Here is a 26280-nt window from a genome sequence, read left to right as displayed (position 1 = left end):
TTTCCGTGATCTGCGCGATTCTTGCGTCACGGCCGCATGGGTATTTGGGTCAGGAAGAAACTGCCTCGGGCAGTTCTGCGCGGGTCGGTGTCGACGCCAAGGGTCTTCTTCCTGACCCAAATACCCATGCGACGGCGCAACCCGCGCGGCGGCGCGACCTTCAGCCCGATCCGTTGCGCGGGTTCGCCAGCCGGTGCAGCACGCCCGCCCGCGTCACCCTGCCCCCGCCCGCAAGCGGCAGCGCTTCGGCCCCCGCCAGCGCGGCCATCACCTCGCGCACGGACAGGTCGGGCGACAGCGGCCTGCCCTGGGCTTCGCCCGGCTCGGACAGGTCGGCGGCGGTCAGGACCGCCAGCGGGTCCATGTGGGCCACGAACTCGGCGACATAGGGGCTGGCCGGGTGGCGGACGATGTCGCGCGCGGTGCCGGTCTGGACGATGCGCCCGCCCTCCATCAGCGAGATGCGATCGCCCAGCTTGAAGGCTTCGTCGAGGTCGTGGCTGACGAAGATGATCGTGCGCGGGGCGCGGGCCTGCATCTTCAGCAGGTCGTCCTGCAACCGGGTGCGGATCAGCGGGTCGAGCGCCGAAAAGGGTTCGTCCATCAGCAGGATCGGCGCGTGGGTGGCGAAGGCGCGGGCAAGGCCCACGCGCTGCTGCATCCCCCCGGACAGGTCGCCGACGCGGCGGTCGGCCCATTCGGACAGGCCCACGGTTTCCAGCTCCTCGTCCACCCGCGCGCGGCGCTGGGCGCGGGACTTGCCCGCCAGTTCCAGCCCCAGGCCCACGTTCTCGCGCACGGTGCGCCAGGGCAGCAGGCCGAACTGCTGGAAGACCATCGAGACATGGCACAGCCGGATCGTCTGCAGGGTGTCCTTGTCCGCGCGGGTGACGCTGGTCATGTCCTGCCCCATGCGGATGCGCACATCGCCCCGCACCACGGGCGCAAGCCCGTTCACCGCCCGCAGCAGGGTGGACTTGCCCGATCCCGACAGGCCCATCAGCACCAGGATCTCGCCCTCGGCCACGCCCAGCGAACAGTCGTGGACGCCCAGCACCTGACCCGTGGCCTCGCGGATGGCGCCGCGGTCCAGTCCCTGATCGGCGAGCGGCAGGGCGCGTTGCGGCTTGTCGCCAAAGACGATGGACACGCGGTCGAACTCGACCGCCATGCGGGAGGCTTGGCTCATTTCTCCTTCTCCCGCCGGGGAGCGGCGAGCATCCGGTCGAGGATGATGGCGACGACCACGATCACGAAGCCCGATTCGAAGCCCAGCGCCGTGTTCACGCTGTTCAGCGCGCGCACGACCGGCACGCCAAGGCCCGCCGCGCCGACCAGCGCCGCGATCACCACCATCGACAGCGACAGCATGATCGTCTGGTTCAGCCCCGCCATGATCTGCGGCAGCGCGCTGGGCAGTTCCACTTTCCACAGAAGCTGGCGCGGGGTGGCGCCAAAGGCGCGGGCGGCCTCGACCAGCGCCTTGGGGGTCGAGGCGATCCCCAGCCGCGTCAGCCGGATCGGCGCGGGCAACACGAAGATCACGGTGGCGATCAGGCCGGGCACCGTGCCGATGCCGAAGAAGACAATGGCCGGGATCAGGTAGACGAAGGTCGGCAGCGTCTGCATCAGGTCCAGCAGCGGCTGGACATAGCGGTACAGCCGCGGCCGGTGCGCCAGGGCGATGCCGATGGGCACGCCCACCGCCATGCAGACGACGCCCGCCGCCAGCACCAGCGTCAGCGACTGCATCGTCTCGTCCCAGTAGCCCTGGTTCAGGATGAACAGGAAACCGACCGCGACCCACAGGCAGGTGCGCCAGCTGCGCCGCAGCACCCAAGCCAGCGCCACGGCCAGCGCCGTGAAGACCAGCGGATGGGGCAGTTCCAGCACCGTCTCGATCGCCGCGATCAGGCGGTCGAGCACCGCGGCCACGGCGTCGAACAGCGGCGCGCCATGCAGCTTGAGCCAGTCGAAGGCGCGGCGCGCGGTCTGGCCGACCGGCAGCTTGGTGTCGGTCAGCAGGTCGGTCAGCCAGTCCATCTCAGTCGTCCAGCGCCTCGTTCAATGCCGCCTGCGCGTCGCCGCCGTCAAAGGTGGTGACACCCTCCAGCCACGGGGTCGCGGCCTCGGGGTTCGCCACCAGCCAATCCTTCGCGGCGGGGCCGGGTTCCTTTCCCTCGTCCAGGATGGCGGACATGATCTGGTTTTCCATGTCCAGCGTGAAGGCGAGGTTCTGCAGGAAGCGCCCCACGTTCGGGCATTCCGCGACATAGCCCGCGCGCGTGTTGGTGCGCACCTCGGCGCCGCCCAGGTTCGGGCCGAAGATCTCGTCGCCGCCCGGCAGGTAGGTCATCTGGAAGCGGGCGTTCATGGGATGGGGCTCCCACCCCAGGAAGACGATGGGCTCGCCCTCGGCGTCGGCGCGCGCCACCTGCGCCAGCATCCCCTGCTCGCTCGATTCGACGATCTCGAAGGTGCCGAGGCCGAACTTGTCCTGCGCGATCATGTCCAGCAGCAGGCGGTTGCCGTCGTTGCCCGGCTCGATCCCGTAGATCTTGCCGTCCAGCGCCTCGCTTTGCGCGGCGATCGAGGCGAAGTCGGTGATCCCCGCCTCGACGCCCGCCTTGTTGGTGGCGAGGGTGTATTTTGCACCGGTCAGGTTGGTGCGGACGGTGTCCACGGTCCCGGCCTCGGCATAGGGACGCAGGTCGGCGGCCATCGAGGGGTGCCAGTAGCCCAGGAACACGTCCACGTCGTCGGTGGACAGGGCCGAATAGGTCACGGGCAGCGACAGCACCTTGATCTCGGTCTCGTAGCCCAGCGCGTCCAGCACGGTGGTCGCAAGGCCGGTGGTTGCCGAGATGTCGGTCCAGCCTACGTCGGAAAAGCGGACCGTGCGACAGCCGTCCGGCTCGGCCGCGCTGGCGGCAAAGGCGGGCAGCGTGGCGGCAACCGCCAGAAGCGTCCTGCGGATGGTCATGGGCTTCTCCTTGCTTTGGGCCGGCTTTCGTTGATTGACGAGTCAATCAACCGGCGTTATTGGTGCGGCACTTGGGTGATTCTGCCGAGGGGTCAGTTATGCCCAAAACAGGGGCCGAGGCCAGCCGAAAGGCTGCGCTGGTCGATGCCGCAATCGCGGCGGTCGGACGGTCGGGCACCCAGGATGTCACCGTGGCCGGGATCGCGCGCGAGGCAGGAATGTCGCCTGCGCTGGCGCATCACTACTTCGGGTCCAAGTCGCAGATGCTGGTGGCCGCCATGCGGCACATCCTGTCCGTTTATGGCGCGGGGGTTCGCACCGCGCTGGCCGGGGCCGCCCCCGGGCAGCGGGCCGAGGCGATCATCGCGGCCAGCCTCGACGGCACGCATTTCGACAAGGATACCGTCGCCGCCTGGCTGAACTTCTATGCGCTGGCGCTGACCGAACCCGAAGCGGGGCGGCTTCTGTCCATCTATCACCGCAGGCTGCGGTCGAACCTGATCCATGCGCTGCGGCCCCGCGCGGGCGACCAGGCCCCGCGGCTGGCGGAAACGCTGGGGGCGCTGATCGACGGGGTCTACCTGCGCGCCGTCCTGGACCAGAGCGGCCCGGAACCGGCCAAGGCGCACCGCATGGTGCGGCGCTGGCTGGAAGACGCCCTGGGCTGAGGCCCCGTCCCTACTTGCGCCACTTGTCCAGGCTGACGACCTCGGCCCCGCCGCTGGGCAGGGGAGCCTCGGCGGGGGCGGCCTCCGGGACCTCGGGCGCCTCCTCGGCCTCGTCCTCGCTGTCCTGCGTTTCGAAGCGCAGGCCGAACTCGACCGAGGGGTCCACGAAGGTGCGCACCGAATCGAAGGGGATGTACAGCGGCTCGGGCGAGTTGCCGAAGTTCAGCGTGATCCAGAAACCCTCGTGCGTCACCTTCAGGTTGTCGAACCAGTGCTGGATGACGATAGTCATCTCCTCGGGGTAACGCTCGCGCAGCCAGTCGGCCATCTCGACACCCTCGTCGCGGGTGTCGAAGGTGATGAAGAAGTGATGCTCTCCGGGCAGGCCGTCCTGGGCCACGCCATGCAGGACATCGGCGATCAGGCCCTGCATCGCGCGGTGCATCATCCCGCCGTAATCGATTCCGCGTGCCATCGTCGTCTCCTGCCTTGGGGCCACGCCAGCATAGGGATGTGACAGGGATTGAAAAGACCAAGGCGCAGCCGCATGGCGGCGGCTCGCGCAGCTATCTGGAAGAAGGGGGAAAGTGGCGCGGTTGACGGGGCTCGAACCCGCGACCCCCGGCGTGACAGGCCGGTACTCTAACCAACTGAGCTACAACCGCGCATTGCCCGGTGGCGATCCTCGGGGGTGGTGGCGCGGTTGACGGGGCTCGAACCCGCGACCCCCGGCGTGACAGGCCGGTACTCTAACCAACTGAGCTACAACCGCCCAACCACCCCCGGATCACCCTAGGGTGCGCGGGGTTTACGCAGCCCCGCGCAGGAGGTCAAGCGCGAATAAGCAGCTGAAGGGGGAAAGGCGAAAAAGAAAGAACCCCGCACGAGGCGGGGTTCTTCCGAGCCGAGTGGGCGGGGTGGATGGGCCGCCCTGCCCGGCTCAGTTGCTGCTGCCGGTCGCCGCGCCTGCATCCGTGCCAGCGCCCGCGCCCGAGGCGGTGCCGGAATAGGCGGGCAGGTTCTGGATCTGGTCGGCGGGCGTGCCGACATAGGCTTCAAGATCGCCGGCCGCGGTGCGCTGGAACGAGATCTGGTCCAGCGGATAGGCGACCTGACGCTCGCCGATCCCCAGGAAGCCGCCGACCGCCACGATCGCGGTGTTGCTCGCGGCGTCGAAGGCGTCGATCTCGCCGATCTCGGTGTAGTCCTCGCCGTTCGCCGCGAAGACCTGCAGCCCGTCGATGCCCTGGTTCGTCACCTCGACCGGATCGACCAGGGTATAGCCTTCGCGCAGCGCGATGTCGGTGGCCATCACCGGGGCGACCGTCGTCGCGCCCGCAGCGGCGGCCGCGTCGGCGCCAGTCACGTTCACGGTGGCCTCGCCCTGCTGGACTTCGACATTCGCCTGGCCGGCCTGCTGCACCTCGACCTGCGGCTCGGGCGCCTCGGCGACGTTCACCTGGGCCTCGCCCGTCTGCTCGACGTTGACGGTGGCCTCGTTCTGGCGGATCTCGACCTGCGCGGCCTCGGCCCGCGTCACCTCGACCTGAGCCTCGGCCTCGGTCACGTTGACCTGGGCCTCGGCGCCCTCGACGACGACGCGCGGCTCGGGCTGGATGAAGGAGACCACCGGCTCGGGGGTTTCCACGGTCACGACCGGCTGGGTTTCGCCCACGCGGACCTCGGGATCGGCCAGCGCGACCGAGACAATCGGCTGCGGGATGTTCACGGTCACGGTGGGCTCGGCCTGGGTGACGGTGATGCGCGGGGCGCACTGTTCCACGTTCACCTGCGGCGGCGCCTGGGTGACGGTCACGGTCGGCTCGGGCTGTTCGACCTGAACCTGCGGCGCGGCCTGGATCACCTGCACCTCGGGGTTCGGAACCTCGACGTTCACGACGGGCTCGGCCTGCTCGACCACGACCTGGCCGCCCGGCACGGCAACGGTGCCGGTGGCTGCGGTTCCGGTCGCGGCAGTCCCGGTCGCGGCGTCGGTGGTCGCGGCCGCATCGGTGGCGGCATCATCGGACGCGACTTCGGCCGCCACCGCGGCGGCACCGGCGGCGTCTGCGGCCGAATCAGCAGCCTGGGCCGCGGGGTCTGCGGGCGTGGTTTCGGGTGCGGTCTGCGCCATCGCGCCAGCCGCGACAAAGGACAGCACAGCGGCCGTTCCAAAGAGCTGCTTGATCAGCATCGAGGTTCCTTTCCTTATTCTTTTTGTAAGTGCCCGCCGGTGTCTCAGGCATCGCCGTCACAACCCCGCGTCCGCGCGCCGGTTCCCGCCGGAACGAAAAAGGGGCACCCCGAAGGGCGCCCCTTTCCGTCGCGGCCGCAGCCCGCGCGTCAGCGCATGACGGTGGTCGAGTCGAAGTCCGGCAGCGCCTCGAGCTCCTCGCGGGTGAAGTTCGTCGCGAAGAAGGCGTCGTCCCCGATCTGCACGAAATGCAGCGCGTCCTTGTTCAGCAGCACCTGCTTGGCGCCCAGGCCCAGGAAGCCGCCGATGTCGGCCACATAGCCCATGATGTTGCCATCCACGTCCACGACGATGTCATCCACCTTGGCGATGTCGGTCCACTCGGCCGGACGCTCGGTCAGGGTCGTGTCCGCCCATTCGGTGGACGAGGGCTGGTTGGTCGTCCAGATGCGCCGGTTCATGATCCACGAGCCCAGCATGCCGGGGTGATCGGCCGACATCGCCGGGGCGCCCGCATCATTTGTGGCGGTCACCGTCGTCGATTCGGTCGTGGTGGTGGTCGCCGTCACCGGGTCGGCGCCCGCGCCGGTCGCGCCCATGGCCGCGTCCGAACCCGTCGCGGTCGTGGTGGTCGCCGCGGTGCCGCTGCCCGCCGTCACGGCCGCATCGGCGCTGTCCTCGGCCGCGTCGGCAGCATCCTCGGCGCGGTCCTGCCCGTCCTCGGCGGCATCCGAAGTGCCCATCGTCACCGACTCATCAACCGCGTTGCCGGTCTGGTCTGCCGCGTTCTCGGCCTGGTCCGCCATATCCTCGGCCTGGTCGCCCACGGCCTGCGCGGCGTTGCCGGTCGCGGTTGCAGCGTTCTCGACGGCGTTTTCAGCCGGGGTGTCCGTGGTGACCGCGGTCTGCGCCATGGCGAAGCCGGTCAGGGCCAGAGACGAAGTGGCGGCGAGAAGCAGAGCTTTCATCGTTGACGTCCTTCTTTTCATCAAGATCAGCCGGGAGCGTTCTTCCGTCCCCGATCTGCGCCCCCAACGCCCTCGCGCGGCTCGCGTTCCCGTTCGATCAAGCAGTTGTCAGCGGAAGGCCGGGCTGATCCGCCCGCCGCAGACGGCAGCAGGAACCCCCGTCGTCCGCGGTCCCGAGGTCGGCAGGCCCCGCAGAACCCTTGCGCCGAGCCAGGCGAAAGCCTGCGCCTCGATCATGTCCCCGTCCAGTCCGGCATCCTCGACCGGGCGCACGGGCAGGCCGCAGCGCAGCGCCAGCGCCGCCATCATCGCGGCGTTGTGGCGCCCGCCCCCGCAGGCCAGCACGACCGCCGGGCGCGAGGGCAGCAGCCCCAGCCCCGCCGCCACCGCCGCCGCCGCCGCATGGGCCAGGGTCGCGGCGGCGTCGGCATCGTCCATCTGCGCGACCGCCGGACCCAGCGCCGCGAAGGCGTCGCGGTCCAGCGACTTCGGCGCGGGGCGGGCGAAATAGGGATGGCGCAGGAACTCTGCGATCACCGGTTCGCGGGGCGTGCCCCGGGCGGCAAGCCTGCCGCCCTCGTCGCGCGGAACCCCGCGCCGCGCCCGCATCAGGTCGTTCAGCGGCGCGTTGGCCGGGCCGGTATCGAAGGCCACGCAGGCCGCAAGCGGATCGGGCTCGCGCGGGTCGCACCAGGTCAGGTTGCCGACGCCGCCAAGGTTCAGGAACACCACGGGCGCCGCCTCCAGCCGCGCCTGCCCCACGGCCCAGCGCGCCAGCGCATGGTGGAAGAAGGGGGCAAGCGGCGCACCCTCTCCGCCCTGCCGCACGTCCTCGGACCGGAAGTCCCAGACCACGCGGTGGCCCGTGGCGCGGGCAAGCCGCCAGCCCTGCCCCGCCTGATGTGTGCGGCCCGCGCCTGGATCATGCGCCAGCGTCTGGCCGTGATAGCCGATCACCTCGGCCTCGGGGAAATCCGCCGCCAGTTCCGCATGGGTCCGGACCGACAGCGCCGCCGCCTCGGCCACGCCCGCCTCTCCCGGCCAGCGGCCCAGCGACGCGTGCAGGACCTCGGCCTCTCCGGTCGTGTAAGCACGATAGCCCGTCCGCCCGAAGGCGAAGATCTCCTGCCCGTCGGTGTCCAGCACCGCCGCGTCCACCCCGTCCAGCGAGGTGCCCGACATCATCCCGAGGACCAGCATCCGCCTTTTCTTTCCCTTGTGTTTCACGCGCTGTATAGGCGGGCCGAGTAGAAGGAAGAAGCCGATGACCTACCGCCCGAAGTCCGAGTTCCTGACCGTGATGGTTGAACGCGGCTATCTGGCCGACTGCACCGACCTGCAGGCGCTGGATGACGCCCTGATCGAGGGACCGGTCACGGCATATATCGGCTATGACGCGACGGCGGCGAGCCTGCACGTCGGCCACCTGCTGAACATCATGATGCTGCGCTGGTTCCAGAAGACCGGCAACCGCCCGATCACGCTGATGGGCGGCGGCACGACCAAGGTGGGCGACCCCAGCTTCCGCAGCGAGGAGCGTCCGCTGCTCGGCCCCGAGCAGATCCAGTCGAACATCGACGGGATGGCGCAGGTCTTCGCCCGCTACCTGCGCTATGGCGACGGTGCGGCGATGATGCTGAACAACGCCGAATGGCTGGACGGGCTGAACTACCTCGATTTCCTGCGCGACATCGGGCGGCATTTCTCGGTCAACCGGATGCTGTCCTTCGAATCCGTGAAATCGCGGCTGGACCGGGAACAGAGCCTGTCCTTCCTCGAATTCAACTACATGATCCTGCAGGCCTACGACTTCCTCGAACTCTACCGCCGCTATGGCTGCCGGCTGCAGATGGGCGGGTCGGACCAGTGGGGCAACATCGTCAACGGGATCGACCTGACCCGCCGTGTGCTGGACGCCGAGATCTGGGGCCTGACCTCGCCGCTGCTGACGACCTCGGACGGGCGCAAGATGGGCAAGTCGGCCGGGGGTGCTGTCTGGCTGAACGGCGCGATGCTGTCGCCCTACGAATTCTGGCAGTTCTGGCGCAACACCACCGACGCCGACGTGGGCCGCTTCCTCAAGCTCTACACCGAGCTTCCGGTCGCGGAATGTGACCGCCTGGGCGCGCTTCAGGGCCAGGCGATCAACGACGCCAAGATCCTGCTGGCCAACGAGGTCACGACGCTTCTGCACGGGGCCGAGGCCGCCGCGTCCGCCGAGGCGACCGCCCGGCAGGTCTTCGAGCAGGGCGGCACCGGCGCGGACCTGGAACTGGTCGCCATGCCGGCTTCCGCCTTCGAGGGCGGGCTGTCGGTCGTCCAGATGCTTGCGCAGACGGGGCTGACCGCCAGCGGCAAGGAAGCCAAGCGCCTGATCGCCGAAGGGGGCCTGCGGCTGAACAACGACGCCGTGGCCGACCCTCAGCGGATGCTGACCGCCGAGGAAATCGGCGAGGGCATGAAGGTCAGCCTCGGCAAGAAAAAGCACCGGATGCTGCGGATCGTCGGATGACATCCGCGCGCCCGGACATCCTCTGCGTCGGCGCGGTGCTGTGGGACGTGATCGGCCGCAGTCCCGCGCCGATGGCGCCGGGCGCCGACGTGCCGGGCCGCATCCGCCACGTGCCCGGCGGCGTCGCGCTGAACGTGGCCGTTGCCCTGGCCGCGCGAGAACAGTCCGTTGCCGTGCTGGGCGCGGTCGGCGCCGACCCCGAGGGTGACGCGCTGCTGGCCGCCGTGCGCGCCCTGGGGGTCGCCACCGACTGGATGCAGCGGCTGCCGGAATGGCCGACCGACATCTACATGGCGATCGAGGATACCCACGGCCTGATCGCCGCCGTGGCCGACGCCCATTCGCTGGAAGCCGCGGGCCACCGGGTGCTGGCACCCCTGCGCGACGGCACCTTCGGCTCGGCCGAAGCGCCCTGGCGCGGCACGGTGGTGATCGACGGCAACCTGACCGTGGCGCAGCTGGAAGCCATCGCCGCCGACCCGGCCCTGCGCCAGGCCGACCTGCGCGTGGTTCCGGCCAGCCCCGGCAAGGCCGAGCGCCTCGCCCCCCTGCTGGGGCTGGACCATGTCACGCTGTATCTCAACCGCGCCGAGGCCGAGACGCTGGCGGGCCATTCCTGCACCGATGCCGCCGAGGCCGCGCAGGCCGTGGTCGCCCGGGGCGCGGCCCGCGTGCTGGTGACGGACGGCCCCCGCCCCGCCGCCTGCGCCGGACGCGGGACCGAGGTGCTGACACAGGCCCCGCCCCCCGTCACCATCGCCCGCGTGACGGGCGCGGGCGACTGCTTCATGGCCGCCCACATGGTGGCCGAACGCGGGGGAAAGGACCGGGCCGCCGCGCTGGAAGCGGCGATCCTCGCCGCCGCCGCCCATGTCTCGGGCGAAGGCCCGTGAGTTTCTTCTTCGTCCAAATATCCCGGGGTCCGGGGCAGCGCCCCGGCTTTCTTCCCCTTCCAAGGAGCCGCCGATGACCGACCTGCCGCTGAGCTTCACCCCCGAGGTCCGCGAGGCGCTGGACGCGGGCCGCCCCGTCGTCGCACTGGAATCGACCATCATCACCCACGGGATGCCCTTCCCGAAGAACCTGGAAATGGCGCGCGACGTGGAGGCGGCGATCCGCGAGGCGGGCGCGGTGCCCGCCACCATCGCCCTGATGGACGGCCGCATCCACATCGGCCTGGACGACGCGACGCTGGAAGCGCTCGCCCAGGCGCAGGACGTGATGAAGGTCAGCCGTGCGGACCTCGCCGTCTGCCTGACCACGCGCCGCACCGGGGCGACCACGGTCGCGGCCACGATGATCTGCGCCGCGCTGGCGGGCATCCGCGTCTTCGCCACCGGCGGCATCGGCGGCGTGCATCGCGGCGTCGAGGACACCATGGACATCTCGGCCGACCTTTACGAACTGGCGGCGACGCCGGTGACGGTGGTCTCGGCGGGGGCCAAGGCGATCCTCGACCTGCCCCGGACCTTCGAATATCTCGAAACCCTGGGCGTGCCGGTGATCGCGGTCGGTCAGGATGTCATCCCCGCTTTCTGGAGCCGCGATTCGGGGCTGCCCGCGCCGCTGCGTCTGGACGATCCCGCCCGGATCGCCGAGGCCGCCCGGATGCGCCGCGCGCTTGGCCTGCCCGGCGGCCAGCTTGTCGTGAACCCGATCCCGCTTGATGCCGAGATCCCCCGCGCCGAGATCATGCCCGTGGTCGAGCAGGCGCTGGCCGAGGCCACGGCGCAGGGCATCGCCGCCAAGGCCGTCACGCCCTTCCTTCTGGACCGCATCTTCGAACTGACCGAAGGCCGGTCGCTGGCGGCCAACATCGCGCTGGTGCTGGCGAATGCCCGCCTGGCTGCCAGGATCGCGGCGGCAGGAGCCTGATCCTTTCGCTCTCTGGCGCTGGAAACATCCTCCGGCGGCACGGGGGGAATAACCCCGCGCCACCCGGAACGCCCGCGCTGCGGCTCACCCGTAAAGCCGCGGCAGGTCGACGGAGTCGCGCTCGCCGATGTTGGCGGCACTCGTGACCAGGAACCTTTCGGCCGCGATGCGCCCGGCGGCCTTCATCCGCCCGACCAGCCCCGGTCCGGGCAGCAGCTTGCTGCGGGCCCCCAGCGAGGTCATCAGCGCGTCGTCCGAAAGCAGGTGAAGCAGCGGTTCCTTCATGCCGCGGCCGGTCAGGCGGCCTTCGGCCGACAGGCGCTTGACGAACTGGATCGCGCGCAGCTCGCGCTGCAGCGAGGAGTTGAAGCTGATCTCGTTGATCCGGTCCTGGATTTCGACGGGCGTGCGGGGAATGATGTCGCGCTCGGTCGGGTTGATGGTGACGATGACGATGTCGCGCGGCAGTTCGTTGCCGAACAGCGGGAACAGCGCCGGATTGCCGGAATAGCCGCCGTCCCAATAGGCCTCGGCCCGTCCGGTCTTGGGGTCGTCGATCTCGACCGCGCGGAACAGCGTGGGCAGGCAGGCCGAGGCCATCACGGCCTCGGGCGTCACCTCGGCGCCGGAAAAGACGCGCACCCGGCCCGTGCGGACGTTGGTCGCGGTGACGAACAGCGCCGGGCGCCGGCTGTCGCAGGGGCCAAGGGGATGAGGCATCCCGGCCATGATCCGGCCCAGCGGGTTGGAATAGAACGGCCCCGAATCATAAGGGCTGAAGATCCGCGACCAGCTCTCCATCCAGGCCACGGGCGAAAAGAACTCGGCCAAGCGCTGGAAGGGCGAGGGCACATGGTCCAGGCAGGTCATCCAGCGCAGCAGCCTGTGGTCGTTGACACGGCTGACCTCGGCCCAGACGTGGTCGAGGTTCTCGCGCGCCGCGCGGCGCCCCTCGGCGCCCGCAGCCGCGGCCATGCCCGCCGCCACGGCCGCCCCGTTCAGCGCCCCCGCCGAGGTGCCGCTGATCCCGGCGATCTCAAGCTCGTCGCCTTCCAGCAGGCGGTCCAGCACGCCCCAGGCGAATGCGCCATGCGCGCCGCCGCCTTGCAGGGCCAGGTTGATCTGTTTGGACATCGGGCGCTCCATTCACGCTGCAGTGCAGCATAGCATGAAGACGGCGATGGACCGAGTCTGTCGCCGCTGCATCCGCTCTCAGGATATGTCAGGACTCCCTGGAACGCAGGCCTTGGCCGGGGACGTGGCGACGCGCGAGAAATCCCAGCAGTCCGACCGATGCTCCGGCCAGCAGGCAAAGACCCATCTCGGACCAATCCAGCCAGCGAAAGCCGACCAGGAACCGGGCGATCACATATCCACAGACCACGCAGGCCAGCACCGACCGGGCGCTGCGCAACTCGCCCGCAGGCGGCAGGCGCCAGACGCAGACCGCCACCCCAAGGACAACGACGGCCCGGAACAGCCAGTCGAGCACATGGTTCGCGGACAGCGCGCCACCGTGAGCCAGCGCCGCGATCGTGCGGGCGAATACGGCCGGGTCATCCGACATCAGGTCGGCAATCACCCGTCCCGCCTCGTCATGGGCACGGCTGCACAGCGGCCCTGTCAGGATGTCCGCTGTCACTGCACAGGCCGAAGGAAAAAGGACCAGAGCGGCTGCCTGCCACCACCGCATTGGGCAACCTCCTGCCGAGGAAAGCGCGCCTCAGTCCTCGGCGTTGGCTTCGGCGCGGCTTTTGCCCGCCACGTCCATCGCCAGGGTCGCGGCCATGAGGCCGTCGAGGTCGCCGTCCAGGACCCCCTGCGTGTCCGAGGTCTCGTAGCCCGTCCGCAGGTCCTTCACCATCTGGTAGGGCTGAAGGACGTAGCTGCGGATCTGGTTGCCCCAGCCCGCGTCGCCCTTGGCGTCATGGGCCGCGTTGATCGCCGCGTTCCGCTTGTCCAGTTCCAGCTGGTACAGCCGCGCGCGTAGCGCGTTCATCGCCGCCTCGCGGTTCTGGTGCTGCGACTTCATCGAGCTGGTCACGACGATGTTCGTCGGGAGGTGGGTGATCCGCACCGCCGAGTCGGTGGTGTTCACGTGCTGCCCGCCCGCGCCCGACGAACGGTAGGTGTCGATGCGGATCTCGTTGTCGGGGATCACGATCTCGATGTTGTCGTCCACCACCGGATAAACCCAGACGGACGAGAACGAGGTGTGCCGCCGCGCCGCCGAATCGTAGGGGCTGATGCGGACCAGCCGGTGCACGCCCGATTCCGACTTGAGCCAGCCATAGGCGTTCGGGCCGGAGATCTTGTAGGCGGCCGAGCGGATGCCCGCCTCGTCGCCCGGCGTCTCGGACTGAAGCTCGACCTTGTAGCCCTTCTTCTCGGCCCAGCGCGTGTACATCCGCGCCAGCATGGACGCCCAGTCGCAGCTTTCCGTGCCGCCCGCGCCCGCGTTGATTTCGAGGAAGGTGTCGTTGCCGTCGGCCTCGCCGTCCAGCAGCGCCTCGAGCTCCTTCTGGGCGGCCAGCTCGGCCAGGGTCTTCAGCGTGGACTCCGCGTCGGCCACGATCTCGGCGTCGCCCTCGGCCTCGCCCAGCTCGATCAGCTCGACGCTGTCCTTGAGGTCGCGGTCGATGCGGCGGAAGGTTTCGACCTTGTCCGACAGCACCTGCCGGTCGCGCATCAGCTTCTGCGCGCGGGCGGGGTCGGACCACAGGTCGCCGTCCTCGATCATCGCGTTCATCTCTTCCAGGCGATGGGGCGCGGTGTCCCAGTCCATCCGCTGCGCAAGCAGGTTCAGCGACTTGCGGATGGCTTCGACGGAGGCTTGGGTTTCGGCGCGCATGGGCGATCCCTGCAAAGAAACGGACGGCGGAACGGATAGGAGGAGGCTGATACCGCGCGGGGCCGGTCGGCACAAGCAGGGCGGGTCAGTAAAGCCCGCCCGCGCTCATGCTGTTGAAGTCGGCCTTCTTGGGGATGACCTTGCGCTTGCCGGTCGAGGTGGTCACGGCCTTTTCGGTCGTCTCGGTCACGTCGCTGCTTTTCTTGGACCCGCGGTCGAAGCCGCCGTCCACGACGCGGCTGACCACGACGGACCCCTCGCGGAAGTATTCCGAGACGGTGAACTTGCCGTAGGACACGTCGGCGAAATAGCCGCCCGGAGGCACCTTGAAGGCGGTCCCGCCGTATTTCTTCACCGCCTGCCGCATGAACGAGTTGAACACCGGCACGCAGAGCGTCCCGCCATAGGCGTTCGAGCCCAGGCTGCGCGGCTCGTCGAAGCCGAGATAGCAGCCCGCCACGATGTTCGAGGTGAAGCCGATGAACCACACGTCCTTGGCGTCGTTGGTGGTCCCCGTCTTGCCCGCGACCGGCACCGGCAGCTTGACGCCCTTGCCCGAGCCGCGCTGGACCACCCCTTCCAGCATCGAGGTCAGCTGATAGGCGGTGATGGCGTCCATCACCCGCTCGCGGTCGGATTCGATCACCGGCGCCTGGCCGGGGGGTAGCGCGCCCTGCACGCAGTTCGTGCAGGCGCGCCGGTCGTGGCGGTAAACGGTGCGGCCGCGCCGGTCCTGAACGCGGTCCACCAGCGTGGGTTCGACCCGCTCGCCGCCGTTGGCGAACATGGCATAGGCCGCGACCATCTTGAACAACGTGGTTTCCTGCGCCCCCAGGCTGTTGGCGAGGAAGGGCGAAAGGTGGTCGTAGACGCCGAAGCGCTCGGCGTATTTCGCCACCGTGTCCATTCCGATGTCCTGGGCGATGCGGATGGTCATCAGGTTCCTGGACTGCTCGATCCCCGTGCGCAGGGGCGTCGGGCCATAGAAGCCGCCGCCCGAGTTCTTGGGCGTCCACAACCCCTGCGGCGTGTTCACGGTGATCGGCTCGTCGGCGACGATGGTGGCGGGGGTGAAGCCCCGGTCCAGCGCGGCCGCATAAACGAAGGGCTTGAAGGCCGAGCCGGGCTGCCGCATCGCCTGCGTGGCCCGGTTGAAGACCGAGGACTGGTAGCTGAAGCCGCCCTGCATGGCCACGACGCGGCCGGTGTTGACGTCCATCGCCATGAAGCCGCCCTGGATCGTCGGGATCTGGCGCAGCGTCCAGCGGATGAAGGCGCCGGTGCTGTCGTCCGTCATCCGCCGCACCATCACCACGTCGCCCACCGACAGCAGGTCGGACGCCACCTTCGCCTGCGGCGCGCGCTCGCGCCCCGGCATCAGCTTGCGCGCCCATTGCACGTCCTTGGCGGGGATGACGTGGGGCTCGGCCTCGGAGGCAACGCCCTCGATGCCGATGACGGCGTCGGCTTTCGTCAGTTCCAGCACGACGGCCGGGTGCCAGCCCTCGATGTCGCGGGGCACCTTGGCCTTGGCCAGCGCCGCGCGCCACCGGTCCTCGGACCCGAGCTGGTCGGCGGGGATCGTCTGGCCGGTGCCGCGCCAGACGCCGAGGCCACGGTCATAGCGTTCCAGCGCGTCCTGCAGCGACTTGGCCGCGATCTCCTGCATTGCCGGGTCCATGGTCGCGCGGATCTGCAGGCCGCCGGTGAAGAACTCGTCCTCGCCGAACTGCTGGGACAGCTGGCGGCGGATCTCGTCCGTGAAATAGCCGCGCGGCGGCAGGCTGTTGCGGAAGGCGGGATAATCGCCGTTCTGCACCGACTTCAGCGGCAGGGCGGATTCGGCGCGATAAACGGCCTCGGTCAGGTAGCCGTTCTGCCACATCTCGCGCAGGACATAGTTGCGCCGTTCCGTGATGCGGTCCTTGTCGCGCACGACCGACCGCGAGGGCGCCTGCGGCATCGCGGCAAGCGTCGCGGCCTCGTGGGGGGCAAGCTCGCTCAGCGACTTGTTGAAATAGGTCTGGGCGGCGGCGGCCACGCCCGCGCTGTTCTGGCCCAGGAATATCTCGTTGAGGTAGAGTTCGAGGATCTGGTCCTTGGACAGCGTGTTTTCCAGCCGCGTGGCGAGGATCAGCTCCTTCACCTTGCGTTCGACGCTGCGCGAGGAATCGAGCAGGAAGTTCTTCATCACCTGCTGGGTGATGGTCGAGGCGCCGCGCACGCTTTCCCCGCGCGTCTGGATCGCCTGCACCGCCGCCCCCGCCATGCCGCGCGGGTCATAGCCCCGGTGCTGGTAGAAGTTCTTGTCCTCGGCCGACACGAAGGCGTGCTTCACCAGGTCCGGGATTTCTTCGATCGGCACGAAGATGCGGCGCTCTTCCGCGAACTCGTCGATCAGCCGCCCTTCTCCGGAATAGATGCGGCTGATGGTCTTGGGGGCATAGCTCGCCAGCGCCTCGTGGCTCGGCAGGTCGCGCGAATAGATCCAGAAGATGCCCCCGACGACGAGCGCCAGGAACACCCCGGCGGTCACGAACCAGGAAAAGACCCCGCCGAGGAAGTTCAGGACGAAACGGATCACTGATGGAGCCTACCGCGACATTGAGCGAGGTGTTCCTATAGCGCCACACCCCCTGCGGGTCAAAGAAAGCTTGCGTCAGGGACCGGCGTTCTGGGCGGTCCCCTGCCCATGCTGGTCCGCCGCCCAGGCGAGGATGCCGCGCGTCAGCGCCTGCGCCACCCGCTCGCGCCAGTCGGGATCGAACAGGTTGGCGCGGTCGTCGGCATGGGTCAGAAAGCCCAGTTCGATCAGCAGGGACGGAATATCGGGCGATTTCAGCACCGAGAAGGCCGCGCCGCGCACGGGCGTGCGGTGCATCACGACGCCCGCCTCGTTCAGCTTGGCGACCAGATGGCGCGCCGCGTCCTGGCTGCGGGGCTGGGTGTCGATGCGGGCAAGGTCCATCAGCGCGCGGCTCACGTCCTCGTCGGTGTCCGACAGGTCGAGGCCCGCCAGCATGTCGCTGCGGTCATGCCGCAGGGCCAGCTGCCGCGCCGCGCGGTCGTTCGACCGCCCGTCCCAGGTGTAGATGGTGGCCCCCGCCGCCTCGCCCTCGGGCAGGGCGTCGGCGTGCAGCGAGACGAAGAGGTCGGCCCCCTTCGCGCGTGCGATGGTGGTGCGCCGTTCCAGCGGGATGAAGCGGTCGTCCTCGCGCGTCAGCACGACCTCGATTCCCTGCGCGCGCAGGGCGGCGGCGAATTCGCGCGCAAAGCCCAGCATGACGGCCGCCTCGGTGATGCCGCCCGCCTGCGCGCCCGGATCGAAGCCGCCATGGCCGGGGTCCAGCACCACGCGCAGCCGGTCGTCGCCCGGACCGCTGGCCCCGCCCACGGATGGCGCAGGCTGCGGCACGCCGCGCAGCACGGTCAGCGTGTCGGTGCGGGGACTGAAGCTTTCGGGTGCGACGGGCACCAGTTGCAGGGTCAGGGCGGGATCCGTCGCGGTCCCCATCCGGGCAGTCATCAGCTCCATCGGCCCCGGCAGCGTCAGAATCGCCCGCGCGCCGCCCTGGGGCGCTGCACCCCATCGCAGGGACAGAGGATCGCCGGCGGCGATGTCGGGCGGGCGGGTGTCGCGCAGGTCCACCACCAGCCGGGGCGGGCCGTCGATGATGGCGATGCTGTGGGGCACCGGGCGGTCCAGCCCGATCGTCAGCGCCAGGGGGCGCGGCCTGCCCCGGTCGCGCCCCAGGAAGCCAAGCGTCGTGCGGGCGGGATCGACCTCGGCCAGCGCCTCAGCCCGTGCTTGGACCGGCACGGCCAGCAGCAGCGCCAGAGCCAGCGCCCGCAGCGCGCGCCGCATCCTCAGCGCCCGGCCATGTAGCGGGCCAGCCGGTCCAGCCCCTCGGCGATGTCCCCGCTGGACCGCGCATAGGAAAACCGCAGCGTCCCCGCCCCCCGCACGGGATCGAAATCCACCCCTGGCGTGACCGCCACGCCCGCGCGGTCCAGGATGTCCGCCGCCAGCGCCGCGCTGTCATGGGTCAGGGCCGAGACGTCGGCATAGACATAGAAGGCTCCGTCCGGCGGCGCGATCCGGTCGAAGCCCATCGCGGGCAGCCGCTCGAGCATCATCCGGCGGTTCTCGGCATAGACGGCAAGGTTCGCCTGCGCCTCGGCCTCGGACTCGGGGGTCAGGGCGGCCAGCGCGGCGACCTGGCTGGCATGGGGCGCGCAGATGAACATGTTGGCAGCCAGCCGGTCCATCGTGCGGACCATGTCGGGCGGCACCACCAGCCAGCCCACGCGCCAGCCGGTCATGCTGAAGTATTTCGAGAAGCTGTTGATGACGACGACATCGTCCGTCAGCTCCAGCGCGCTGACCGCACGCTGGCCGTAGTCGAGGCCGTGGTAGATCTCGTCCGAGATCAGCGCGGCCCCGATTTCCTGCGTGCGCTCGACCAGCGCCGCAAGCGCCTGCCGGTCCAGCATGGTGCCCGAGGGATTGCCGGGCGAGGCGATCATGACGCCCTGAACGCCCTCGGGGATGTCCGCGGGGACGGGCTGATAGCGGTTTTCGGCGCGGGTCTGCATTCCCACCGGCTCGACCGACATGGCGCGCAGGATCTGGCGATAGCTGGGATAGCCCGGCTCGCCGACCGCCACCCTGTCGCCCGCGTCGAACAGCGCGGCAAAGGCAAGAAGGAACGCCCCCGAGGACCCGGGCGTCACCACCACCCGCGCGGGGTCCAGGTCCACGCCGTACCAGCGGCGGTAAAGGCCCGCGATCCCCTCGCGCAGCGCGGGCAGGCCCAGCGCGACGGTATAGCCCAGGGGCTCGGCCAGTTCCTGCCCCAGCGCCTTCAGCGCGGCAGCGGGCGCAGGCGTCGAGGGCTGGCCCACCTCCATGTGGATGATGTGGCGGCCCGAGGCCTCGGCCCGGCGCGCGGCTTCCATGACGTCCATGACGATGAAGGGGTCGACCTGACCCCGCCGCGACTGCCGCATCCGCCTGCCCCTTTTCGTTCGGCCGCCCTTTTCACCCCCGCCCCCCCTGCTGGTCAAGCGGCGGTGATCCGTGCAGGGATGGACAGCGCGCCCGGGACTGGCGCAATGTCCGCGCGAACCCGGGGAAAGGACCAACGATGAAAGCCCTGATGACGGCCGCGCTGATGACGGCGGCCCTTGCCACCCCCGCCGCGGCCTTCGACCCCGCCAGCATGACCGAAGCCGAGCGCGCGGCCTTCGGCGAGGCGGTGCGCGACTACATCATGCAGAACCCCGAGGTGCTGGTCGAGTCGCTGAACGCGATGGAGGCCAAGCGCCTGGCCAACGAGGCCGAGAACGACAAGCTTCTGGTCGCCGCCAACAGCGCCGAGATCTTCGAGGACGGCCATTCCTGGATCGGCGGCAACCCCGAGGGCGACCTGACCATTGTCGAGTTCATCGACTACCGCTGCGGCTACTGCCGCCGCGTCGCCCCCGAGGTGGACGAGGTCGTGGCCAAGGACGGCAACATCAAGCTGATCCTCAAGGAGTTCCCCATCCTCGGGCAGGAAAGCGACCTCGCCTCGCGCTACGCCATCGCGGTCAAGCAGCTTGCTGGCGGCGACAGCTACAAGTCGGTGCATGACAGGCTTTACGCCATGCGAGGCGCGGTCACGATCGAGTCGCTGAACGCGATCTCGCAGGAACTGGGACTGGACGCCCAGGCCATCGTGCAGCGGATGAACACCGAGGAGGTGTCCGCCGAGATCCGCAAGAACCGCCAGCTGGCCGAGAAGATGCAGATCATGGGCACGCCCACCTTCGTGATCGGGCCCGAGCTTCTGCGCGGCATCCCCTCGACGGGGCTGGCCTCTGCGGTCGAGCAGATCCGGGCGGCTCAGGGCTGAGCGTCCGGACGTGACGTCAGACGATGCCATTAACGGAATGTTAACTCTCGGACCCTAGAAGCGGTGTCGCGGCACAGGCGGAAGCGCCGAAGGCCGCGCCGGCGAAAGCAAGCCCCCGTCCATGCAGGCGGGGGCACACCTTGTCAAAGAGTACGATGTTTCTTCAGGGGGTAAGGCGACTCGACGAGACGCCGGGGACCGAAAGGTCCCCAACCCTCCGGAGAAAGCCTATTCTGCCGCCTGCGGCTCGCGGGCCAGCTCCTCGGCCCGCCGCTCGACCAGTTCGACGATATGGTCGATCATCTGCTCGTTGGACATCTTATGGCTTTGCCGGCCGGCCATGTAGACCATGCCGCTGCCCGCGCCGCCGCCCGTGAAGCCGAGGTCCGTCATCAGCGCCTCGCCCGGTCCGTTCACCACGCAGCCGATGATCGACAGGCTCATGGGCGTCCTGATGTGCTCAAGCCGCTTTTCCAGCGCCTCGACCGTCTTGATGACGTCGAAGCCCTGCCGCGCGCAGGACGGGCAGCTGATGATCTGGACGCCCCGCGTCCGCAGCCCCAGCGACTTGAGGATCTCGTAGCCGACCTTGACCTCCTCGACCGGGTCGGCCGACAGCGACACGCGGATCGTGTCGCCGATGCCCATCCACAGAAGGTTGCCCATGCCGATGGCGGACTTGACCGTGCCGCCGCGCAGGCCCCCGGCCTCGGTGATGCCCAGGTGGATGGGCGCGTCCGTCGCCTCGGCGAGTTCCTGATAGGCGGCGGCGGCCAGGAACACGTCCGAGGCCTTCACGCTGATCTTGAACTCGTGGAAGTCGTTGTCCTGCAGCAGCTTGATGTGGTCGAGCCCGGATTCGACCATCGCCGCCGGACAGGGCTCGCCGTATTTCTCAAGCAGGTGGCGTTCCAGCGAACCGGCATTCACGCCGATGCGGATGGAACAACCGTAATCCTTCGCGGCCTGCACGACCTCGCGCACGCGGGCGGAGTCGCCGATGTTGCCGGGGTTGATCCGCAGGCAGGCGGCGCCCGCCTGCGCGGCCTCGATCGCGCGGCGGTAGTGGAAATGGATGTCGGCCACGATCGGCACGGGGCTTTCGCGGGTGATCTCGCGCAGCGCACGGGTCGCCGCCTCGTCGGGGGTCGAGACGCGCACGATGTCCGCGCCCGCGTCGGCCGCCGCGATCACCTGCGCAAGCGTTGCGCGCACGTCCGACGAATCGGTGTTCGTCATGGTCTGCACGCTGATCGGCGCGTCGCCCCCCACCGGCACGCGGCCGACCATGATCTGGCGCGACCGGCGGCGTTCGATGTTGCGCCAGGGACGGATGGGGTTGTGCGTCATCGCGGGACCTTTCGGCTGACGCCCGCAGACATAGGCGCTTGCCGCCGCGCGGGCAACCGCACGAAGCCGTCAGGGGGTCGCCTGCCCTCCCTCGCCCGGCAGGGGCGCGGCCGAGGCGACGGCGAACATGCTGGCCAGCTCGGGGTCGGCCGTGACATCGGCGACCGCGTAGTTCTGCGCCAGCGCGTCGGGCGACAGCACCACGTCCTTGATGACCTTGGCCCCCGGCGCCGCCGGACCATAGGTTTGCCCGTTCACCGCGAAATAGACGGCGCCCGAGTTCCCCGTCCGCAGCTTCGGCGGCTGTTCGGTCGCCGGCAGCGTGAAGCGCTCGCCCGCGTCCAGCGTCTTTTCCAGGATCACCGTCCCGTCGGCCGAGCTGATGCGCACCCAGGCGGGCCGGGCCGCCAGGATCTCGAGCTGCGGCGCATCGGGACCCAGCGTGCGGACCGTCTGCGCAGCCACCTGCGCCTCGGCGGCGCCCGGCTGCGGGGTGGCGGCCGTGCCGGGCTGCTGCGCGACATCGGCCGCAGCGACCTGCGTCTGGGCGGCGGGCTGCTGTTCCGGCAGGCCCGGGTCGATCGCGGCGATGGGGGTGTCGCGCGGGGTCAGGACCGGCACCTCAAGCGCGCGGGGGCGATAGATGCGGTCCAGCGCCTCGGGCTGCGGCAGATCGACCGAGGCCATGTCCTGCAGCCCCGCGGGCGCCGCGTCCTGCACCGGGTCCAGGGTCGCCACCACTGCGGGCGCCTGGTCCGAGGGCGTCAGGTTGACCTTCTGCACTTCCTTCAGCACCGACCAGCCGCCATAGCCGAGGCCAAGGACCACGGCCGCCATCACCAGCACCGAGCCGACGGCGCGGGGTTCCAGCGAGGACCAGAAGCTTTCGGGTTGCGGAAGATAAAGCGCGCGCGGATTGGCCAGCGCCTCGGCCGGGTCGCCGGGCTGGCGCGGCGCCTTGGCGCCGGGCAAGCCGGGTGCGACCCCATGGGCCGGCTGGAAGCCCGATTCCTCGCAGAAGCGGCGGAACACCCAGTCCTGGTCCATCCCGAGGTAGCGGGCATAGGACCGCACATAGCCCGCGACGAAACTGGGCGCGTCGAAGGCCGAGATATCGCAGTTCTCGATGGCGGCGATATACGAGGCGCGGATCCGCAACTCGCGCTGGACGTCCAGCAGCGACTTGCCGATTGTCGCACGCTCACCGCGCATCATGTCGCCGAGCCGCATTTCGAAATCGTCGAAACCCGGTGCAGCCGCCCCATCCGTCAAGGAATCGCCCGTCGTCGACGACGCCCGCGTCCCGCTCATCTCTGCCTGCCTCATTCTGGAAGGTCTGGTTCACGCCTAACGCGAATCTGACCCTCTTTGTTTAAGGACAGGTTATCACGGGGGCGAGAGCAGCGACACTGCTTGTTGGCCTCAGGCGACCGCGTGCGAACGATTGAGCGCGCAGCGTGACCAGAGCGCATCCATCGCGCGCACCAGATGGTCGATCTGCTTGGGATCGTGCACCGGCGAGGGCGTGAAGCGCAGCCGTTCCGTTCCGCGCGGAACCGTGGGGAAGTTGATCGGCTGGACGTAGATGCCGAAGTCCGACAGCAGCATGTCCGACAGCATCTTGCAGTGGACCGGGTTGCCGACATGAACCGGCACGATGTGGCTGCCGCGGTCGTCGATGGGCATGCCAAGCCCGCGCAGGCGCATCTTGAGAATGCGGGCGTGCAGCTGCTGGGCGTCGCGCAGCTTCTGGCCCTCGGCGGTCTTCAGATAGGCGATCGAGGCGGCCGCCCCCGCCGCGACGGCCGGGGGGATCGAGGTCGTGAAGATGAACCCCGGCGCATAGGACCGGATCGCGTCGCACATCTTGGCCGAGCCCGCGATATAGCCGCCGAAGACGCCGAATGCCTTGCCCAGCGTCCCGTTGAAGATGTCGATGCGCCCCATCAGCCCGTCACGCTCGGCCACGCCGCCGCCGCGGGGACCGTACATGCCGACCGCGTGCACTTCGTCCAGGTAGGTCAGGGCGTTGAACTCGTCCGCGAGGTCGCAGATCTCGGCAATGGGACCGAAGTCGCCATCCATCGAATAGATCGATTCGAAGGCGATCAGCTTGGGAGCCGCCGGGTCGTCCTTGGCCAGAAGCTCGCGCAGGTGGGCCACGTCGTTGTGGCGGAAGATGCGCTTGGCGCCGTCGAAGCGCTTGATGCCCTCGATCATGGACGCGTGGTTCAGCTCGTCCGAATAGATGATCAGGCCGGGGAACAGCTTGCGCAGCGTCGAAAGCGTCGCGTCATTGGCGATATAGGCCGAGGAAAAGACCAGCGCGGCCTCTTTCCCGTGCAGGTCGGCCAGCTCGGCTTCCAGGCGCTTGTGATAGACCGTGGTGCCGGAAATGTTGCGCGTCCCGCCCGAGCCCGCGCCGGTCGCGTCCAGCGCCTCGTGCATCGCGCTCAGCACGACGGGATGCTGGCCCATGCCCAGGTAATCGTTCCCGCACCAGACGGTGATCTCCTGCTCGCCCCCGTCGGGCCGCTTCCAGATCGCCTGCGGGAAATGTCCCTTGCGCCGCTCGATGTCGATGAACGTCCGATAGCGGCCCTCGTCGTGCAGACGCTGCAGTGCCTGATCGAGTGCGGCTTCGTAGTTCATCGTCTTGATCCCTTGCGTAACTGGCTGGGCTTGCGGCACACGCCTGACCGGAACATCGTCCGGCCGAGCGGTCCATGCATTGATAAGGATCAATGGCGGCGATTAACACCCTCTATTCCCCGGGTGAGGCGAAAAGTCCTAGGGGAACGCGATGAATATGCTCAGGAAAGGATGCGACATGGCCACGGATTCCCGGCTGGACGAGGTGCTGGAGCGGCTGGACGCGGGGTTGTCCGGGGCGGTCGAACGGCTCAGGACCTTCCTGCGCATCCCCTCGATCTCGACCGATCCCGCCTTCGCGGCGGACGTGCGCGCGGCCGCGAACTGGCTTCGGGACGAACTGGCGGACCTCGGATTCGACGCGGCGGTGATGGACACGCCCGGCCATCCGATGGTGGTGGCGCGCACGCCGGCGGGCGAGGGCCGCAGCCTGCTGTTCTACGGCCATTACGACGTGCAGCCCGTCGATCCGCTGGAGCTGTGGAACCGCCCGCCCTTCGACCCGGCTGTCGAGGACACGCCGAACGGCCCCGTGATCCGCGGCCGGGGCGCCGCCGACGACAAGGGCCAGCTGATGACCTTTGTCGAGGCCTGCCGCGCCTGGAAGGCCGTCCACGGCGCCCTGCCCCCGGGCCTCATCCTGCTGTTCGAGGGCGAGGAGGAATCGGGCTCGACCAACCTCCAGCCGTTCCTGCGCGAGAATGCAGGGATGCTGCGGGCCGACCTCGCGCTGATCTGCGACACCAACATGTATTCGGACGGGCGCCCCGCGATCACGACCCAGCTGCGCGGGCTGCTGGGCGAGGAGATCGTGGTCCGCGCGGCCGACCGCGACCTGCATTCGGGCAGCTTCGGGGGCCTGGCCGCGAACCCGATCCAGGTGCTGGTGAACGCGCTGGCCACCGTCAAGGACGCCGAGGGCCGGGTGACGCTGCCCGGCTTCTACGACGGCGCGCCCGAGCTGACGGACGAACTGCGTGCCGACTGGCAGGCGCTGGGCTTCGACCCGGCCGAGTTCCTGTCCCGGGTCGGCCTGCACGAGCCCATCGGCGAAAAGGGCCGCACGGGGCTCGAGATGGTCTGGAACCGTCCGACCTTCGAGATCAACGGCATCGCCGGGGGCTATGCGGGCGAGGGCTTCAAGACCGTGCTTCCGGCGGAAGCCCGCGCCAAGGTCAGCTGCCGCCTTGTCGGCACCCAGGACACCGACGCGATCCGCGAAGCCCTGCGCGCCCACGTCCGCGCCCATGTCCCCGCCGACTGCACGGTCGAGTTCCACGCCCATGGCAATTCGCAGGCCAGCGTCATGGACACCTCGGACCCCGCCTTCGCGGCGGCCAAGGCGGCGCTGACCGCAGAATGGGGCCGCGAGGCCGCCTTCATCGGCGCGGGCGGGTCGATCCCCGTGGCAGGCGACTTCAAGCGCCTGCTGGGGATGGACACGATGCTTATCGGTTTTGGCCGGGACGACGACCGGATTCACTCTCCGAACGAGAAATACGACGTCCAAAGCTTTGCCAAAGGCGCGCGAAGCTGGGCGCGGATTCTGGCTGCGCTGGCGTAGGGAAAACCTGTTGGTCGCCGGGCATGGTCCGCAAAGCGCCCGATAGCCAGCCCCGCCCGTACTGGTAAAGCTGCTCGTCGAAGACGTTCAGCTCGACCAGGCGGGCGCGCAGGGGGGCGGGGATGTGATACCTCCCTGTCCGCTCCTCATTTCTCAGCTCGTGCTGGATCGCGACGGGGGCGGCATTGGGAAAGAACAGGTGGCGGAAGACGCGGGCGCTGTCCTCGAAACGCTCGGTGCAGCCGATAAAGGCCAGTTCGTCCCGGTCCAGCGCGCGCAACTGAGCGAACTGGCGGTTGGCACCATAGCGGGTCTGTTCAAAGAACTCGCGTTCGGAGAGTTCCTTGGCCTTGCGTTCCCATTCGGGCTGCTCGTCGACGGGCGTATCCAGCTTGCGCAGGAAGTGATAGGTGGACATGCAACGTTCGGCGGGGTCGCGCAGCCAGGTGATGAAGACCGGCTCGATCCCCTCGATCTCGCGCAGGCGCAGATACTTGCGGGCGTTGAAATGTCCGTGGACGCAGCGGATGCCGTTCTCGAACATCGCCCGGATCTCGTCGTCGCTGCCCTGCAGTTCGGTCCCGTCCATCAGGGCGGGCCGCGGCTCCCAGTCATAGTCGGGCTGGAATCCGTCGCCGAACAGATCTTCCAGCATCCGACGGAAGCTTGTTCCGCCGGTCTTGGGGACATGGATCGAAATCATGACCTTCAGCGACAAGGGTAGCCCTTCCTGTCGAAGGCGACGCGCGGGTGAGCCATACTTCAG

At 69.1% G+C, this 26280-nt stretch carries 23 protein-coding genes and 2 tRNA genes; 6 read left to right on the top strand and 19 right to left on the bottom strand.

Features of this window, described 5'->3' with window-relative positions; all coding sequences use genetic code 11:
* Positions 1–160 precede the first annotated feature (160 nt).
* Genes CK240_RS03110 through choX form a run of 3 tightly spaced genes read right to left on the bottom strand, consistent with a single transcriptional unit; the run spans position 161 to position 2983 of the window.
* A complete protein-coding gene (locus CK240_RS03110) occupies positions 161–1189 on the bottom strand; it encodes a quaternary amine ABC transporter ATP-binding protein (RefSeq protein WP_095638879.1) in 1029 nt (342 codons plus the stop codon).
* On the bottom strand, positions 1186–2043 hold the full coding sequence (gene choW / locus CK240_RS03105; RefSeq protein ID WP_095638878.1) for a choline ABC transporter permease subunit: 858 nt from the start codon (positions 2041–2043) through the stop codon (positions 1186–1188). The genes CK240_RS03110 and choW overlap by 4 nt, the downstream gene beginning before the upstream one ends.
* Position 2044: 1 nt before the next feature.
* On the bottom strand, positions 2045–2983 hold the full coding sequence (gene choX, locus CK240_RS03100) for a choline ABC transporter substrate-binding protein (protein WP_095638877.1): 939 nt from the start codon (positions 2981–2983) through the stop codon (positions 2045–2047).
* A 98-nt stretch (positions 2984–3081) separates the two neighbouring features.
* Here choX and betI point away from each other — a divergent pair, with 98 nt between their 5' ends.
* Positions 3082–3651, top strand: a complete 570-nt coding sequence (betI, locus tag CK240_RS03095) for a transcriptional regulator BetI (protein ID WP_095638876.1) — start codon at positions 3082–3084, stop codon at positions 3649–3651.
* Positions 3652–3661: 10 nt separating this feature from the next.
* Here betI and CK240_RS03090 read toward each other — a convergent pair whose 3' ends face one another.
* The 6 genes from CK240_RS03090 to CK240_RS03065 all read right to left on the bottom strand — a co-directional run bounded on the left by CK240_RS03090 (position 3662) and on the right by CK240_RS03065 (position 8013).
* Positions 3662–4126, bottom strand: a complete 465-nt coding sequence (locus CK240_RS03090; RefSeq protein WP_095638875.1) for an SspB family protein — start codon at positions 4124–4126, stop codon at positions 3662–3664.
* 113 nt (positions 4127–4239) lie between these two features.
* Positions 4240–4316, bottom strand: a tRNA-Asp gene (locus CK240_RS03085).
* A 30-nt stretch (positions 4317–4346) separates the two neighbouring features.
* A tRNA-Asp gene (locus tag CK240_RS03080) sits at positions 4347–4423 on the bottom strand.
* Positions 4424–4591: 168 nt separating this feature from the next.
* Complete coding sequence (locus CK240_RS03075; protein ID WP_095638874.1) at positions 4592–5845, bottom strand: hypothetical protein; 1254 nt, start codon at positions 5843–5845, stop codon at positions 4592–4594.
* Between the two features lie 149 nt (positions 5846–5994).
* On the bottom strand, positions 5995–6813 hold the full coding sequence (locus tag CK240_RS03070) for a PRC-barrel domain-containing protein (RefSeq protein WP_095638873.1): 819 nt from the start codon (positions 6811–6813) through the stop codon (positions 5995–5997).
* A 108-nt stretch (positions 6814–6921) separates the two neighbouring features.
* A complete protein-coding gene (locus CK240_RS03065; protein WP_095638872.1) occupies positions 6922–8013 on the bottom strand; it encodes an anhydro-N-acetylmuramic acid kinase in 1092 nt (363 codons plus the stop codon).
* Between the two features lie 64 nt (positions 8014–8077).
* On the opposite strand from CK240_RS03065, the gene tyrS reads away from it, so the two are divergent.
* The 3 genes from tyrS to CK240_RS03050 all read left to right on the top strand — a co-directional run bounded on the left by tyrS (position 8078) and on the right by CK240_RS03050 (position 11200).
* Positions 8078–9325, top strand: a complete 1248-nt coding sequence (gene tyrS / locus CK240_RS03060; RefSeq protein ID WP_095638871.1) for a tyrosine--tRNA ligase — start codon at positions 8078–8080, stop codon at positions 9323–9325.
* Positions 9322–10218, top strand: a complete 897-nt coding sequence (locus CK240_RS03055) for a PfkB family carbohydrate kinase (RefSeq protein WP_095638870.1) — start codon at positions 9322–9324, stop codon at positions 10216–10218. Before tyrS ends, CK240_RS03055 begins: the two co-directional genes overlap by 4 nt.
* A gap of 73 nt (positions 10219–10291) precedes the next feature.
* On the top strand, positions 10292–11200 hold the full coding sequence (locus tag CK240_RS03050; protein WP_095638869.1) for a pseudouridine-5'-phosphate glycosidase: 909 nt from the start codon (positions 10292–10294) through the stop codon (positions 11198–11200).
* Between the two features lie 84 nt (positions 11201–11284).
* Here the strand turns inward: CK240_RS03050 and CK240_RS03045 are convergent, their stop codons facing one another.
* From CK240_RS03045 to CK240_RS03020, 6 genes are all read right to left on the bottom strand, one after another.
* Positions 11285–12334, bottom strand: coding sequence for a patatin-like phospholipase family protein (locus CK240_RS03045; protein WP_095638868.1), 1050 nt, complete (start codon positions 12332–12334; stop codon positions 11285–11287).
* A gap of 88 nt (positions 12335–12422) precedes the next feature.
* Positions 12423–12842, bottom strand: coding sequence for a hypothetical protein (locus CK240_RS03040; RefSeq protein ID WP_167649954.1), 420 nt, complete (start codon positions 12840–12842; stop codon positions 12423–12425).
* An 81-nt stretch (positions 12843–12923) separates the two neighbouring features.
* Positions 12924–14051: a peptide chain release factor 2 gene (prfB, locus tag CK240_RS03035; RefSeq protein WP_095638866.1), complete on the bottom strand. Its 1128-nt coding sequence runs from the start codon at positions 14049–14051 to the stop codon at positions 12924–12926.
* An 85-nt stretch (positions 14052–14136) separates the two neighbouring features.
* The gene (locus CK240_RS03030; RefSeq protein WP_095638865.1) at positions 14137–16635 is read right to left on the bottom strand and encodes a penicillin-binding protein 1A; all 2499 of its coding nucleotides are present in this window, start codon (positions 16633–16635) and stop codon (positions 14137–14139) included.
* Positions 16636–16710: 75 nt separating this feature from the next.
* Entirely contained in the window at positions 16711–17916 is a 1206-nt protein-coding gene (locus CK240_RS03025) for an N-acetylmuramoyl-L-alanine amidase family protein (protein WP_095638864.1), read from the bottom strand.
* A gap of 2 nt (positions 17917–17918) precedes the next feature.
* Positions 17919–19061, bottom strand: coding sequence for a pyridoxal phosphate-dependent aminotransferase (locus CK240_RS03020; RefSeq protein WP_095638863.1), 1143 nt, complete (start codon positions 19059–19061; stop codon positions 17919–17921).
* A gap of 137 nt (positions 19062–19198) precedes the next feature.
* On the opposite strand from CK240_RS03020, the gene CK240_RS03015 reads away from it, so the two are divergent.
* Positions 19199–19948, top strand: a complete 750-nt coding sequence (locus tag CK240_RS03015; protein WP_095638862.1) for a DsbA family protein — start codon at positions 19199–19201, stop codon at positions 19946–19948.
* A 228-nt stretch (positions 19949–20176) separates the two neighbouring features.
* On the opposite strand, the gene ispG is transcribed toward CK240_RS03015, so the two are convergent.
* The 3 genes from ispG to hemA all read right to left on the bottom strand — a co-directional run bounded on the left by ispG (position 20177) and on the right by hemA (position 23950).
* Positions 20177–21298 (bottom strand): flavodoxin-dependent (E)-4-hydroxy-3-methylbut-2-enyl-diphosphate synthase, encoded by a 1122-nt coding sequence (gene ispG, locus CK240_RS03010; protein WP_095638861.1) that lies wholly within the window; start codon positions 21296–21298, stop codon positions 20177–20179.
* A gap of 69 nt (positions 21299–21367) precedes the next feature.
* Positions 21368–22528 carry a helix-turn-helix domain-containing protein gene (locus CK240_RS03005; protein ID WP_240517284.1) on the bottom strand — a complete coding sequence of 387 codons (1161 nt, stop codon included), beginning with the start codon at positions 22526–22528 and terminating at the stop codon, positions 21368–21370.
* Between the two features lie 192 nt (positions 22529–22720).
* The gene (gene hemA, locus CK240_RS03000; protein ID WP_095638859.1) at positions 22721–23950 is read right to left on the bottom strand and encodes a 5-aminolevulinate synthase; all 1230 of its coding nucleotides are present in this window, start codon (positions 23948–23950) and stop codon (positions 22721–22723) included.
* A gap of 178 nt (positions 23951–24128) precedes the next feature.
* Here hemA and CK240_RS02995 point away from each other — a divergent pair, with 178 nt between their 5' ends.
* The gene (locus tag CK240_RS02995) at positions 24129–25514 is read left to right on the top strand and encodes a dipeptidase (RefSeq protein ID WP_095638858.1); all 1386 of its coding nucleotides are present in this window, start codon (positions 24129–24131) and stop codon (positions 25512–25514) included.
* Here the strand turns inward: CK240_RS02995 and CK240_RS02990 are convergent.
* On the bottom strand, positions 25399–26232 hold the full coding sequence (locus tag CK240_RS02990; RefSeq protein ID WP_095638857.1) for a sulfotransferase family 2 domain-containing protein: 834 nt from the start codon (positions 26230–26232) through the stop codon (positions 25399–25401). The two genes, CK240_RS02995 and CK240_RS02990, sit on opposite strands and share 116 nt — an antisense overlap.
* Positions 26233–26280 lie beyond the last annotated feature (48 nt).

It is taken from the genome of Paracoccus salipaludis (genome assembly GCF_002287065.1).
In the GTDB taxonomy this organism is placed as follows: Bacteria; Pseudomonadota; Alphaproteobacteria; order Rhodobacterales; family Rhodobacteraceae; genus Paracoccus; species Paracoccus salipaludis.
The sequence above is the reverse complement of the archived record's forward strand: the minus strand, read 5'-3'. Positions and strand labels throughout refer to the sequence as shown.